General features: G+C 31.0%; 11 protein-coding genes. 8 read left to right on the forward strand and 3 right to left on the reverse strand.

From position 1 onward, the window contains the following. Window positions 1-5: 5 nt before the first annotated feature. A complete protein-coding gene (locus J1D01_RS11445) occupies window positions 6-1010 on the forward strand; it encodes a PorP/SprF family type IX secretion system membrane protein (protein ID WP_421150904.1) in 1005 nt (334 codons plus the stop codon). Here J1D01_RS11445 and J1D01_RS11450 read toward each other — a convergent pair whose 3' ends face one another. Next, complete coding sequence (locus tag J1D01_RS11450) at window positions 1011-2978, reverse strand: M1 family metallopeptidase (RefSeq protein ID WP_421150905.1); 1968 nt, start codon at window positions 2976-2978, stop codon at window positions 1011-1013. A gap of 70 nt (window positions 2979-3048) precedes the next feature. On the opposite strand from J1D01_RS11450, the gene recG reads away from it, so the two are divergent. From recG to J1D01_RS11465, 3 genes are all read left to right on the forward strand, one after another. Next, a complete protein-coding gene (gene recG, locus J1D01_RS11455) occupies window positions 3049-5154 on the forward strand; it encodes an ATP-dependent DNA helicase RecG (RefSeq protein ID WP_421150906.1) in 2106 nt (701 codons plus the stop codon). Window positions 5155-5359: 205 nt separating this feature from the next. After that, window positions 5360-7525: an endonuclease MutS2 gene (locus J1D01_RS11460; RefSeq protein WP_421150907.1), complete on the forward strand. Its 2166-nt coding sequence runs from the start codon at window positions 5360-5362 to the stop codon at window positions 7523-7525. Between the two features lie 22 nt (window positions 7526-7547). Continuing rightward, on the forward strand, window positions 7548-8441 hold the full coding sequence (locus J1D01_RS11465; protein ID WP_421150908.1) for a polysaccharide lyase family 7 protein: 894 nt from the start codon (window positions 7548-7550) through the stop codon (window positions 8439-8441). A gap of 65 nt (window positions 8442-8506) precedes the next feature. Here the strand turns inward: J1D01_RS11465 and J1D01_RS11470 are convergent, their stop codons facing one another. Both J1D01_RS11470 and J1D01_RS11475 read right to left on the reverse strand, forming a co-directional pair. Beyond that, complete coding sequence (locus J1D01_RS11470) at window positions 8507-9418, reverse strand: leucine-rich repeat domain-containing protein (RefSeq protein WP_421150909.1); 912 nt, start codon at window positions 9416-9418, stop codon at window positions 8507-8509. A gap of 39 nt (window positions 9419-9457) precedes the next feature. Further along, window positions 9458-11029, reverse strand: a complete 1572-nt coding sequence (locus J1D01_RS11475) for a thiol-activated cytolysin family protein (protein ID WP_372938130.1) — start codon at window positions 11027-11029, stop codon at window positions 9458-9460. A gap of 308 nt (window positions 11030-11337) precedes the next feature. Between J1D01_RS11475 and J1D01_RS11480 the strand changes: the two genes are divergently transcribed. From J1D01_RS11480 to J1D01_RS11495, 4 genes are all read left to right on the forward strand, one after another. Continuing rightward, the gene (locus J1D01_RS11480) at window positions 11338-13215 is read left to right on the forward strand and encodes a tetratricopeptide repeat protein (protein WP_421150910.1); all 1878 of its coding nucleotides are present in this window, start codon (window positions 11338-11340) and stop codon (window positions 13213-13215) included. A gap of 17 nt (window positions 13216-13232) precedes the next feature. Then, window positions 13233-13652, forward strand: coding sequence for a thiol-disulfide oxidoreductase DCC family protein (locus tag J1D01_RS11485; protein WP_372938128.1), 420 nt, complete (start codon window positions 13233-13235; stop codon window positions 13650-13652). Window positions 13653-13932: 280 nt separating this feature from the next. Next, window positions 13933-14166 (forward strand): hypothetical protein, encoded by a 234-nt coding sequence (locus tag J1D01_RS11490; protein ID WP_421150911.1) that lies wholly within the window; start codon window positions 13933-13935, stop codon window positions 14164-14166. A 143-nt stretch (window positions 14167-14309) separates the two neighbouring features. After that, window positions 14310-15329 (forward strand): DUF2971 domain-containing protein, encoded by a 1020-nt coding sequence (locus J1D01_RS11495; protein ID WP_421150912.1) that lies wholly within the window; start codon window positions 14310-14312, stop codon window positions 15327-15329. Window positions 15330-15344: the final 15 nt, after the last annotated feature.

Below are 15344 nucleotides of genomic sequence, written 5' to 3' on the forward strand. Positions count from 1 at the left end.
TTCTCATGAAACTAAAACTATATATCATAATAATAACAGCATGCTTATGTTTTAAAACACAAGCACAAGACCCTATTTTTAGTCAGTATTTCATGGTACCTGAAACTATAAATCCTGCGTTTTCTGGTTTTGAACAAGCTACCTATTTTGGTGTTATGCACCGTACACAATGGCCATATTTAGACTTGCAAGTTGATACCAACTACGCTTTTTTTAACACATGGTTAGAAACTGCCAGTAACGGTATTGGCGTTGGCGCTAGTGTTTTAAATCAGCGTGAAAGTAGTACTAGTTACAATCATTTTCAATTTAATGCTAACTTCACTTACATTGTTGGTTTAAATAACGATTGTTTTTTTAGACCTGCCATTGAAATTGGTTACGGTATGAAATCATTTAACTTCAGAAATTTATTATTATCAGACCAAATTAACATAAATGCGGGTACTGTAAATGCTAATTCTAGCGATCCGTTTGCTGCTAATGCCAATGATAACATAGGATTTGTAGATTTTACAGCTGGTTTTGTGTTTGATAAAAAAAATAGAGGCAATGCTACCGATTTATGGCTCGGTGCCGCCATAAAACACTTAAACAGACCCAATATTTCATTTTTAAACAATGGCAATGTGCCATTAGATATTTTATACACTGTACACGCTAATTATAAGTTTCCGTACTATGATTATAATGACATGATACTTTCTGCAAATTATATGCAACAAGGCGAGTATAACAGGTTAGATATAGCTGCCACTGCTAAATTAAACAAACTGTTTTTAGGTGCTATGGCTGTAACAAACCCTGCTAAAAATAGCGGCAATAGTCATTTACTAACTTCTATTAATGCCTTGGTTGGTTTAGAGTTTGAACGCTTACGTTTTGGTTTTTCGTATGATTTTAACACTTCGGATATTGGAAGAACCGATGGTATTTATGAGCTTTCTATAACCTATTTAGCGGCGTGTTTGGTTTGTAGAAACCCTACAAACAATGAACGCAGAAAATAATTATTCTTCACTTAAAGATGATTTAAGCAGCTTGGTTGCAAAACTTTTAAAACGCCAATTATGATGTGTTGTAGCTTGTTGTAAATGGTCTTTACAAGCAACTCCACAAGCTTGTATTTCATTTAAATATTGAAATGCGTTTTGCCTAACTTCAAAACCGTATTTAGGACTCGTATAATCTGTTAGTTCTTCAAAATATTGCTTTTTATTTTCGGTTTCAAAATCATCGGTAACTAAAGCTAATGTTAACCAAAGTGTTCTTACATTTTTATTTTGAAACCCTACTATATTTTTGGTTTTATTAAGGTATTTTATACGGTCTTTAGGAAAATTTTGCCATAAATTAAATAGTGCCGTTTCAATGGTTATATACGATTTATCGTTTAAAAGTGATTCGTAATCATTTTTTAATTCTAAAGGAATATCTGTAAGGCTTTGAGCTATGGCTTGACGTACTTTTAAAGGATTTTTAAATGTATTTTGGGTAATCAGTTTTGGGTTTTCACGAATTATTTTTGCTTTAATTTTATCTGAAACATTAGAGCTTAACAACTCTTTACACTTCAAATCATTAGTATTACAGTCAACTTGTAAGTAATCTTTAATAAATGATGATTTTTTTAATATTTGCAAAGCTTCTTCGTAATTAAAAACCTCGCTTTTCAACCAAGTTTCAACAAATGCATTTAAATTTTGCTTACTAGTGTTTTCAACTTCACTTATAAAATCTTTGGTCTCTACATTTTTATATTGATGTTTTAGTAAATAGTTTTTCACGGCTTTTTTAAAAGCTGTATCCCCTACTTTTTCTCGTAAAGCATGTAGTACCCAAGCGCCTCTTTTGTAAAACGTAGTACTACTTGCCTTAGGGTTTAAAACCGATGAACCTGCATTTGCTTTATCTTGTTGTTGCAATTCTTGGGCATACTCGTATAAACGCCAATAATAGTAGTCTTCTCCAAACACCTCTTTTTCGGCTAATAACGCATAATAAGTTGCAAACCCTTCTTGTAGCCAATGGTGTGTACCAGAAGTCTCTGTTACTAAATCACCAAACCATTGGTGCGCTAATTCATGTGCGTTTACATTTACATAATTTTTATCAACAAACGCTATAGAATCTATCACAAAGCTATCTGCAAAAATGGTAGTGCTTGTATTTTCCATTCCGGCATACAAAAAGTCTTTTACCGGTATTTGTTTGTAATTTTGCCAAGGATAAGGCACCCCTATTTCTTCTTCTAAAAAATCAAATATCTGTTTTGTATAGCGGTAAGTTGGCTCAAATTTTAAGGAATCTTCGGGGTAAAAATACATTACCAACGGAATGTTGCTTTTTGAAATTTCTACCTTCTTACTATATTTTCCTACAGAGAAAGCAACCAAATAACTAGGCATTGGTTTTTGCATATCATAATGCCACGTAATAGTAGAATCGTTATTTTGTTTTTCTATTAATTTACCATTGGCGATAACTTCAAAACCTTTATCAAAAGTAATTGATAAATCGAATTCTATTTTATCATTCATATCATCTATACTAGGCAACCAATTACTGGTGTATTTGCCTTGACCTTGCGTCCAAATTTGAGGTTCGCTATCCTTTTTAACAAAATACAACGCCTTTTTTGGTGTAGCATTATAATTAAACGTTATAGTGTATTGTTTTCCTTTTTTAAATTTATAACGAAGTATAAGTTTACTTTTAGAGTTTACATCTTTTAAAAGATTTTGTTTGTTACTTCTGAATAAGCTAACATTAGAAAACTGCATGTTTTGGGCATCTAAATAAACCGAATCTGTTTTTTTTAATATTTTAAACGTATAAGCAACCTTACCTATCACCTTATTTTCAGCTACATTAAAACTTATACTGGCTTTACAGGTTTTAAAATCAACACTATCAGTTTGTTGTCCAAAACAAACTATTGTTAAAAAAAATAGAGGTAATAAGTATATGTTTTTCATACAGTGAATATAGCAAACTTTAGTACAAAATGCCACTTGCAATTCGTTTCAAAAGAATTATTTTAGTTCCATGAATACCGCTTTTTTACAAACCCCTATAGATTACCTTAAAGGCGTTGGCCCTAATAGGGCCGATTTGCTTAGAAAAGAGCTTAGTATTCACACTTATCAAGATCTTTTAAACCTATTTCCAAACCGTTATATAGACCGTACCAGATATTACAAAATAAATCAAATACAACAAAGTAATGCCGAAATTCAAGTTGTTGGTGTTATTACAGGCTTTAAAGAAGTAGCACAAAAACGTGGTAAGCGATTGGTTGGCACTTTTCAAGATGACACTGGCACTATGGAGTTAGTTTGGTTTAGAGGCCATAAATGGATTAGAGAAAGCCTAAAACTGAATACATCTTATGTGATTTTTGGAAAAACCAATTGGTTTAACGGTAAATTTAGTATGCCCCACCCCGATATTGAAACCACTGAAGAACACAAAAAAGGCCTTAGCAGTGGTATTCAACCTATTTATCCTTCTACCGAAAAACTATCAAACAAAGGTATAAGTAATCGTGTGGTAAGTAAAATTGTTCAACAATTATTTTTAGAAACCAAAGGAAGGTTTGCAGAAACACTATCTCCCAATTTAATTACTGAGTTACAACTTATTTCTAAAAGTGAGGCTTTATTAAATATTCATTTTCCTAAAAGTCAAGAGTTACTTGCTAAGGCGCAATTAAGATTAAAATTTGAAGAATTATTTTTTATACAACTACAACTCATCTTAAAAAACTTAATTCACAAATCAAAAATTAAAGGGTATCCCTTTAAAAAAGTAGGTACTTATTTCAACACCTTTTTTAACAACCATTTACCTTTTGAATTAACTAATGCCCAAAAACGTGTTTTAAAAGAAATAAGAGCAGATTTGGGTAGTAACGCGCAAATGAACCGCCTTTTACAAGGTGATGTAGGCTCAGGAAAAACCATAGTAGCGTTTATGTCAATGTTAATGGCACTTGACAACAATTTTCAAGCCTGCTTAATGGCGCCAACTGAAATTTTGTCAGTTCAACACTATAACGGATTACTAGAATGGTGTAATAAACTGAATATCAATACAAAACTATTAACTGGTTCAACTAAAACTTCAAAAAGAAAAAAAATTCATAAATCTTTAGAAAATGGTGATTTACAAATACTCATTGGCACTCATGCTTTATTAGAAGATAAGGTTAAATTTAAAAATTTAGGACTTGCTATTATTGATGAACAACATCGATTTGGAGTTGCTCAAAGAAGTAAATTATGGCGTAAAAATGTTTCGCCTCCACATATTTTAGTAATGACCGCCACCCCTATTCCCAGAACCTTAGCCATGTCTGTTTATGGCGATTTAGATATTTCAATTATAGACGAATTACCCCCAGGAAGACAAGCTATAAAAACCGTACATAGATATGATAATAACAGATTAAATGTTTTTAGATTCATTAGAGAAGAAATAAAAAAAGGCCGACAAGTATATGTTGTTTACCCGCTAATTAAAGAAAGTGAAAAAATGGATTATAAAGATTTGATGGACGGTTATGAGAGTATCTCAAGAGATTTCCCCATGCCCGATTATCAAATTTCTATTGTTCACGGAAAAATGAAACCCGCCGATAAAGATTACGAAATGCAACGTTTTGTAAAAGGCGAAACACAAATTATGGTAGCCACCACCGTTATTGAAGTTGGTGTGAATGTACCCAACGCCACTGTGATGATTATTGAAAGTGCAGAACGCTTTGGCTTATCACAACTACACCAATTACGAGGTAGAGTTGGTAGAGGTGCAGAACAAAGCTATTGCATACTTATGACAAGCCACAAACTAACAAACGACAGTAAAACCCGCTTAGAAACTATGGTTAAAACCAATGATGGTTTTAAAATTGCCGAAGTAGATTTAAAACTTAGAGGTCCTGGAGATATTATGGGAACTCAACAAAGTGGTGTTTTAAACCTTAGAATAGCAGATATTGTTAAAGACAAAGCACTTTTACAACAAGCTAGAAATTATGCGCAAAAAACGCTTAAAGAAGACCCTACTTTATCTAAACCCAAAAACCTCAATATTTTAAACACATACAAAGCATTATCTAAATACAAAAACATCTGGAATTACATAAGTTAAAACCCAATCATAAATGATTGGGCTTAGTTTGCTAATTGCTCGTTGTTTGATTAATGGATTGATTTTGATTTCTTTAAGCAATTTAACTACTATCAAAATACAAATAAGTTATAATTTTGTTAATTAACATTAATTAAGAATGTTAACACAAATAAAAACATCGCAATAGATTATGTAAATTTGCTACCCCTATCAAAAAATAATAATGATAAATATTCATAAAAAGACGTTAGAAGATTTAGAATTTTACACTGTTTTAGAACAAGTAAGTGAACACTGTATTACACCATTAGGTAATGAGGCTGCATTAAAAATTGCACCTTATAAAAACAAAGCAGACATCATTAAATCTTTAACATACACAAACGAGTATTTATCATCCTTTGAAAATGATAATCGCATCCCAAACCACCGTTTTGAAACCATAAATAAAGAGTTAAAGTTACTAAACATAGAAAACACATATTTAGAGGTTTACAGCTTAAAAAAAATAACTTCCATCTCTTCAACAACCAATGAAATTGTGTTGTTTCTAGAGAAGTTTAAAGAGTATTATCCTCAACTAAATACTTTGGCTTCAAATATTGAAATCACTAATGAAATTATTCAAAAAATAGATAGTATTGTTGATAGATTTGGAGATATAAAAAACAACGCATCAGATCTACTTTATCAATTAAGGCAATCTATTAATCTTGTAAAAGGAAAAATAAACCAGAGTTTTGCTACCGCCTTAAACCAATATCATAGTCAAGAGTATTTAGATGATATTAGAGAATCTGTAATTGAAAACAAACGCGTACTTGCTGTTAAAGCCATGTATAGAAAAAAGGTTCGTGGTTCTATTATGGGAAGCAGTAAAACTGGCAGTATTGTTTACATTGAACCAGAAACTACCCTACAATACTCTAGGGAATTAAATAATTTAGAATATGAAGAAAAAGAGGAAATCATCCGGATTTTAAAAGAGGTAACCAATTTTATTCGTCCGTTTGCCCCTCTTTTAAAAGATTCTCAGGACTTTTTAATTCAATTAGATGTCATTGCTGCCAAAGCAAAATACGCGCGCTCTATGAATGCCATTCTTCCTGAAATTACAGAAGAACGCAACCTGTTTTTACGAGATGCTTATCACCCATTACTTTATTTAACTAATTTAGAAAAGGACGTAAAAACCTATCCGCAAACCATTAAGCTAAAACAAGACAGCAGAATTATTGTAATTTCTGGCCCCAATGCCGGCGGTAAAAGTATTACTTTAAAAACAATTGGACTACTACAAGTAATGTTACAAAGCGGCATTTTAATACCAGTGCATGAGCGCAGTAAAACCTGTTTGTTTGATAGAGTTTTAAGTGATATTGGAGACAATCAATCTATTGAAAATCACTTAAGCACCTACAGTTACCGTTTAAAACAAATGAATTACTTTTTAAGAAAGTGTAATAAAAACACGCTGTTTTTAATTGATGAGTTTGGTACTGGTAGCGATCCTGAACTTGGTGGTGCTTTAGCAGAAACTTTTTTAGAAGAGTTTTATCATAGAGAAGCTTTTGGTATAATTACTACACACTATTCTAACCTAAAAATATTAGCAACCGAATTGCCACATATGATAAATGCTAACATGCTGTTTAATGAGCGTACTTTAGAACCTATGTTTAAATTAGTGGTAGGGCAAGCAGGAAGTAGTTTTACATTTGAAGTAGCTCAAAAAAATGGCATTCCGTACAGCTTAATTAATCGTGCCAAAAAGAAAATAGAACGTAGTAAGGTTCGTTTTGATGCCACTATTGCTAAATTACAAAAAGAACGCTCTAGATTAGAAAAAACCGGACAATCACTCAAACTAAACGAAAAAAAGAAGAGCGAAGAAGCCGATAAACTAGAAGAAATAAACGCAAAAATTCAAAGAAAACTAGAAAGCTATCAAGAACTATACGATAGCAATCAGCGTTTAATTTACTTAGGACAAAAAGTAAATGATATAGCAGAAAAATACTTTAACAACAAACAAAAACGGGAGTTGATGAATGAACTCTTTAAATTAGTTCAAATTGAAAACTCAAAACGTAAACGGCTGTCTGCCAAACAAAAGAAAGCCGAAAAAGCCAAAGAAAAACAAGTAAAAAAAGAAGTTGAAAAGAAAGTTGAAGTTATACGTAAAAAGAAAAAGGCCGAAAAAGAACTTAAAGCAAAACAACCAGCTAAACCAAAACCTATTTTAAAAATTGGTGATAGAGTAAGATTAGAAGACGGACGTTCTGTAGGTACTATAGATAAAATTGAAAAAAACAAGGCGGTAGTTAATTATGGTATGTTTACCACCAATGTAAGTGTAGAGCAACTAGAATTAGTTGAGGCTAAATAATTTACGTATTTTTACAATAAAAATGATGAAAAAGAAATTTATCTTACTTCTGCCTTTATTAGCAATGGTTTTGGTTTTTAACTGTAGCTCATCTCAAGATGAAAATGTAAATACTACAGAAGAAGAACAAACACCTGAAGAAGAACAAACCGAACAAGAAGAAGAAACTACCGAAGAAAACATTGTTTGGAAAAACTGGTACTTATCAGTTCCCTTAAATAATGGCAGCGGAAGTGCCACATCTATTTTTTACCAAGATATTGTTGATGATAACTTGGGACCACAAACATCAAAATATTTCTACAAAAACAGTGATGGTAGTTACACCATGTATACCAAATTTACTGGATATACTACCTCTGGGTATTCTGAATTAGGCGATAAATACTGTAGAACCGAACTAAGAGAGTTTTGGCGTGGTAACCAAACCACTACAGATAATTGGTCTATGGCTACCGGAACACATATTTTAGAAACTACCTTAAAAGTAGATTATGTAGAAGGTAATGGTAGAACCATTGTTGCCCAAGTTCATGGTAAAGAAACTACAGGATTAGAAGGCGCGCCTGCAACAATAAAAATTAGATGGAACAGTGGCACCATTCAAATAGATTATTACACAAAACCAGATGAAGGAGAACCTTGGACTAGTGCTTTTGACGATAAACTTGATATAGCCAATGTTGACAATGAAATATTTACCTTTAAAATTAAAATTGAAAACGGTAAGTTTTATTATGGTTTAGTTTGTGAATCTAAAGATATTAATATTGATTATACCTTTGTTTACGATTATGTTGGCAATGGTTATGGCTATGAAAACTACTTTAAAACCGGAAACTATTTTGGATGGCATGATGATTACGAAAAAGCCGCACAAGTAACTCTATACAAAGTAGTAACAGAACATAATTAAAAATAACAGCCAGCCCCAAGTTGCTGAATCTCAACTTTAGGAGCCAACTGCTTTAAAAAATGTATTTATTTTTTAATAAACTTTATAGGGGTTTTATTTTTAAGTTTTAAAAAATATAATCCTGAAACTAACCCTTCTAGATTTATAGATTCGTTGTTTACCACATCACTTTTCATTACAACATTTCCTAAAACATTATAAATTTTAAACGCTTCTAATTGATTTAAACCTACAACTTTCAATTCACTAATTACGGGATTTGGATATACCTTTAATTCTTTAAATGCCTCAAATTTATCATTGCTTAATGTTCCGTTAATGGCTTTAAAGTCTTGCCAAACAGCTACTACTGCATACGCACTCTCACTGCCAGGTGGCACATTTAAGGTTATTGATGATAAATCGAGATTCCAAAATACATGTACTGTAATATTAATAGGAGCTACCATATATGAGTTTACAGTAACTAAACTAGAGCAATTTGTAAATGCATAAGTACCAATTGATGCCACAGATTCTGGTATGTTTATAGACTCAAGAGCATTACATGAACCAAAAGTAAATTGATCAATTGCTGTTACACCATCAGGTATATTTACAGATTCTAAAATTGTACAGTATAAAAATGCACCATATCCTATATTTGTTACCGAATTAGGTAAGGTTATGGTTGTTATTTCTCTACAGTCTCTAAACGCATAATCTTCAATTTGGGTTATTGAATTTGGTAAGGTAATATTTGTAATATCGCAATTTTTAAAAGCCTCATAACCAATGGTAGTTACACTATAAGTATTAGTAGCATAATCTACAGTGGCAGGTATTGTTATATCTCCTGAATAACAACCAGTTTTACTCATTACTTCCACATCAGTTGCATTTAAAATATTGTAATTTATACCTTCTACCTCAAAGGTTTGCGCCTTTAATGCTTCTACGCTTAACACGATAAATACTAGATATATATATGTTTTCATTTTCTTAATATTTTAATTATGGTCTTTATTGAGCTATTTTTAATAAATGCGCCAAACGTAAAAATAAGCTCTCATATCGCTTCCGGGATCATCTTGTAGGTTTAACCTAATGTATGGTGTTTTAGAATCCTGGACATCTTTAAGAAATATTTTTTTAGAAACACTACCAAAATCATCATCATCAAAAGCATCTTTTTCTGAAAATTCTGCCCAAATCTCAACATAATCAGTTTCTAAATTTGGTTTGTACAGTTCAACTTCCATAGCATCAACATTTACATTATAAAATGTATTTTCATCTACATTTAGAGGATTTTCTTCTAGCCTAGACCAAAAAACATCATTAATTCTGGTTTTATTTTGATAAATTTCACCTGTCATGCTACCATAAATTTCAAGTTTACCAGATTCACCATCATTATCTACACAATTAAAACCATGGAGCTCAACCCCATATTTTTGATACGCTTCATAGCAAGTTCTAATATTATATTCGCTAGACAATACAACATTAGCAATAGGAAAACCTTCTCTAATGTACCTAAGTGTATAGCCCAATGGAGCACCCGGAGAATCTACAGAGTACTCTCCGCCTTCGGTAATATAATTATAAACACCTTGTGGACCACTTACCACTTTTGCAGCATCGCCAGAAGAGCCACCAATTACCAAAGCCTTTACGGTAGAACTATTCCAGAACGATTCATGCTCTCCAGATGCTCCTGCTGTACCATCGTTAAAAGCAGCATTAAAAGCGGCTTGAGTATCTGTGAATTTTGAATTGGTTTCAACAGTATATAATAACATTCTACCATATTTTACAGATGATACTATTACAGGACTTGTAGAATTTAAATTTGGTACCGATGTAAAAAGCTTGCCTGGGTTTTGTGTGTCTTCAATAGTTAAATCTATAGTGTAATAAACCTGTAGATACTTTATAACATATTTATATTGTTTTTCAGAACTATTAAAATTAAAGGAACCAGAAATACTGTTTTTACCTTTAGAATAGCTGGCACCTAAGGCTACATTTAAATGTTCTTCAGAATACACTTCTTCTGTTGTAAAATTTACCTTTGCAGAAGCAGACCCAGTTACACCCTGCTGCAACATATCTTTTACCCCTTCTCTTACTGTGGCAATATTTGGTTCTTTAATTACTGTAGAAGGCTTTCCGTTTAAATTTTCTAAAGACACCGATAGTGTTATAGGTGTACGTTCTCCTGTGATACCAATATATTCACCTGTAGGTATAGATTCGCCTTTTAACATGGCGCCTGGGTAAATAACATCGCTTGTAGGATCTAAGAGTATCATCTCATCAAAACCAGGTGCCATTTTATATTTTTCAACCACACATTCATTCGTGTTTCCTTCTCTTTCTTTACTTACCTCCTCTATAAATTCTTGATCTGGTTTCGCCTCTTCTTGACTAAAATTGCTAAGGCTTGCTAAAAAATCATTTATTTCGGTTAGTTCTTCTTCAGAGATTAAAGTATCATCTCCCTCATTAGTGCTTTCGGTACTACAACAAAAAAAGGTAAATAGAACAATACAAAAAATTACACCTAACTTTATAGGCTTACTTGTTAATAGCTGTGTTTTCATTATTTCTAATTTTTAGTGATTCAACATATCAAACTTAGAAAGCAATGGTTGCTAAAACTAATTTTACATATGGACAAACCATGGACACAACAACTAAAAACACTACCAAAACACCTTTTTTAATTCATACCTTAATATTTCAAAAAATAAACTCAATCTGCTGATAATAAACATTTTAAAACAAATAAAACAATACATTTATAACTATAAAAACATAGATTTATTAAGGACAAACATATTTAACCTATAAGACAAACCTTATTATAGACGGATTTAATAACTATCTTAGACATACAAAACTCTAGTGTATGAAACTATTTTTTACTTTCCTTATTCTCATTTTTTATGGTAATACCTTAGCCTATGCACAAAACAAAATGAATATAGATAGTCTTTTAAACGTATACCAAAAGCAACCGTTAGATACTTTAAAAATAAAAACAGCTAATAACATTATAAATTATTATATGTACCGCTCTAACAAGTTAGCCAAAAAATATGCTTTTGAAGCGCTAAATCTTTCAGAAAAAATTGATTTTAAATCAGGAACAAGTTTAGCTTATTATCAATTAGGTGTTGTTTATAATAACATTGATTTACTAGACTCTGCTAAACACTATTACAAATCTAGCTTAAAAATTGCAGAAAAAATAAACAATAATATTTTTATCTCTCAAGCCTACGGTGGGTTGGCAATACTAGAGTTTTCACAAGGTAATTTAATAAAAGCCGATAGCATTAATAATTTAGTTCTAAATAATTGTATAAGAAACAACGATTCTTTGGGAATGGCTTTGGCCTATGATTTTAAAGGCACCATAAACCAAAATAAAGGCTATTACTCTATTGCTTTAACTAATGTTTTAAAAGGAATTACCCTATTTGAAGCCATTGCAGATACCATTAGAATTGCAGACTCATATAATCATTTGGCAACCATAGAAAATAATCTTGGAAATTTTAAAAAAGCCATTAATTATAACAAAATAGCTCTTAAAATTTATGAAGACTATAATGATATTTACTACCAAGCCCAAGCATTAAATGATATTGGCGTTATGCTTTTGCATTTAAATCAAGAAGCTACAGCTATTACATACTTTAATAAAAGTATTAATAAAAGTAAAGAGGCTAAAGTTAAAGCAATTGAAGCAGCTGCCTTAACAAATTTAGGCAACAGTTACATACAACTTAAACAATACCAAAAGGCTATTAATTATTATAATCAATCTATTAAAACGTCTCAGTTAATTGGTGCTAAAAGGCGTATAGCTATTGCCAATAATAAACTTGCCGAATTATACCTTTTAAATAACAAACCCAATTTAGCTATTAAATATGGTATAAGAGCTAAACAGTATGCCGAACAAAACCAAAATATTTCTATTAAAAGAACAGCTCTTAAACATTTAAGTGAAGGTTATAAACAACTTAAACAAATTAATTTAGCTTTTGAAAATTTTAAAGAATTCAAAATTTTAAGTGATTCTATTTTAAATAAGGAAAAGGTGAACAAAATTGAAGAGTTACGAATACAGTTCGACTCTAACAAAAAAGAAACCGAAATTGCCTTACAAGAAGAAGAAATAAAAACCTTAAATGTACAAGCTAAAAATAACCAACTCACTAAAACCCTTTATGGTATTGGTATGTTTTCTTTTTTAGCCATTGCTGGTCTACTCTATTTGAGTTTTAAACAACGTATTAAAAAAAATAAAATAGAACGCGAAAAACAAGAAGCCATTTACAAACAAGAAATTGAATTTAAGAAAAAAGAATTAGCATCTCAAACCCTGCATTTGGTGCAGAAAAACACCTTTATACAAGAGTTAAAAGAGAATTTAGAAAAAATTAAAAAATCTCCCGAATTGTTTAAAATAGAATTTCGCCGCTTAGTAATGCTACTAAAAAAGCAAAATGCTGAAGATAAAGATTGGGAAATTTTTAAAAGCTATTTCTCTGAAGTACACAATAACTTTGATGACAAAATAAAATCTTTAGCCAAAGATATTACAGATAAAGAAATAAAATTAGCTTCATTTATACGTATGAATCTCACCACCAAAGAAATAGCCTCTATGCTTAATGTGCAACCAGATAGTATTTTTAAGTCTAAATACCGTCTTAAAAAGAAACTAGAACTAGATAAAGAGACCGATTTAAATTCCTTTTTAAAAAGCTTGTAAAGTAGTACCTTTGTGTAATGACTTTTAAAATTCCCAAAAACAAAAAACTTATTCTATTTGATGGTGTTTGTAACCTTTGTAACAGCGCTGTACAATATGTTATAAAGCACGATAAAAACAACTTGTTTTTGTTTGCACCATTACAAAGCAATATTGGGCAAAGTATTATTGAAAGTCATAACATAGACACCAATAAAATAGATTCTATCTTACTCTATACCCCAGAAAAAGGCATTAGCTACAAATCTACCGCAGCCTTAAAAATTGCGCACTATTTAGGATTTCCTAGAAACCTTATGGGTGTATTTTTTATAATACCCGCTTTTATAAGAAATTGTGTATATGACTATATTGCCAAAAACCGCTACAAATGGTATGGTAAAAAAGACGCTTGCATGATACCTACCCCAGAACTTAAAAGCAAGTTTTTAGATTAATAAACAAACCACTGTTTATAACTTTTCTTTCAAATCAAGTAGTAATTATTGACTTTTATAAGTTAAAAAATTAACTTAGCTCATTCACGGATATAAATTACCTGTGCTGAACTTGTTTCTGTATGGGAATGGTGTTAACTATAAGTTAGAAGCACAATTATTATTTATTAAATTTAAATGAAAGAAAACAAATTAATTGCCTCTGTAGTAGTTTTTAAAGAGCTGCTTGATAACGATAAAGATATCTATGACATAATTGCTGAATTTTTAAATTAAGAATATGGGACAAGACAAAATACCAACAACAAAAAAACGAATTAAATTCTTGGAAACGTATGGAGACCTTGATGACAGTGAAACTTTAAAAGAACTTTTGTACGCTAATAAATTACAAGTTGAGAAACTCGAAAAAATACGTTCTAATACTTCAATGCTTGTTTGGTGGCTTGTTGCTATTCCTGTATTTTTTGTCATTTTAGCTTTTGCCTTAGGTGGTTTTGGAGCATTACTTTAAAGATAACATTAGTTAGAAACAATGGCTAAAAGTAATTACTTCTACTCGTCTACTTCTGAAAATCCTAACGAATTTTCAGTTTGATGTGTACTTGCAAAGTTAAGTTCTAAACCGCTCAACCTATAACTAATACAGAAAAACCATTGTTAGTTTACAAATATCGAGGAGGAACAAAAGAAATCATCGAAAGAGATATTCAATCTCTAGAGGAAAATTATTTCTGGAGTTCTTCAATTGATGCACTAAACGACCCTTGGGAAACTATAGTCAAGTCCGATAAGTTTGAAAAACAATCTAAATCTTTAGGTTGGCTTTTAAATCAAAAAAGGAAAGAAGCTTTATCAAAAGTCCAGAATGCTTTAATGAATCTGCTTGAAGCTTTGAAAAAAATAGGAATTTACTCATTGTCAGGTAATGCACTTGATGAAATTCTTTGGGCACACTATGCAAATGGTCACAAAGGTTTCTGCATTGAATATGATTTAGACAAACTGTTGAATAGTTATTCTGGAACTTTCTTTTCTTTCCCAATCATTTACACAAAAAATCCACCAAATATTGAATTGAAAGATATTCCGAGTAAAAATCAAGAATTGATTAAAAAACTAGCTGGATACAAATCCCTAAGATGGAGTTATGAAAAAGAATACAGAATTACGACAAATTTTTCTGGTCCATATTACTATGAATACGATGCATTAAAGTCAATTTATTTTGGATTAAGAATGGAAAATAATTTTAAAGATTTGATTATGAAAAAATTAAAAGGTCGTGGTGTAAAATACTATCAAGTGGAACTAGAGAGTAAAAGCTATAAACTTAAACCAAAATCAGTTGTAGACCCTTATTTAAATGAACCAAAATATCTTACTCAAATACCAAAGAATATTGTTGGTAAGAATAAAATTGGGTTTAAAATAGTTAAGAAAAATTATGCAGAAATAACAAAAATAGGTGATTTAGAAGTCTTATTAAACTCTGAAGTTAGTCAAAAAGAATTAATTGAATTTTCGGAATATCTAAAATTAAATTGTTTTGGAAGTGCAAAGAATTTTTTCATTCGTTATTATTTAGACGAACAAGAAATATTTGGTGTAGCTTGGGCTGTTTTTAGTAAAATCAATGATAAAATCGATTGTCATTTTAATGATGTCATAAATTAAAAATCCCAACAACAA

It is taken from the genome of Seonamhaeicola sp. NFXS20 (assembly GCF_049132085.1).
In the GTDB taxonomy this organism is placed as follows: Bacteria; Bacteroidota; Bacteroidia; order Flavobacteriales; family Flavobacteriaceae; genus Seonamhaeicola.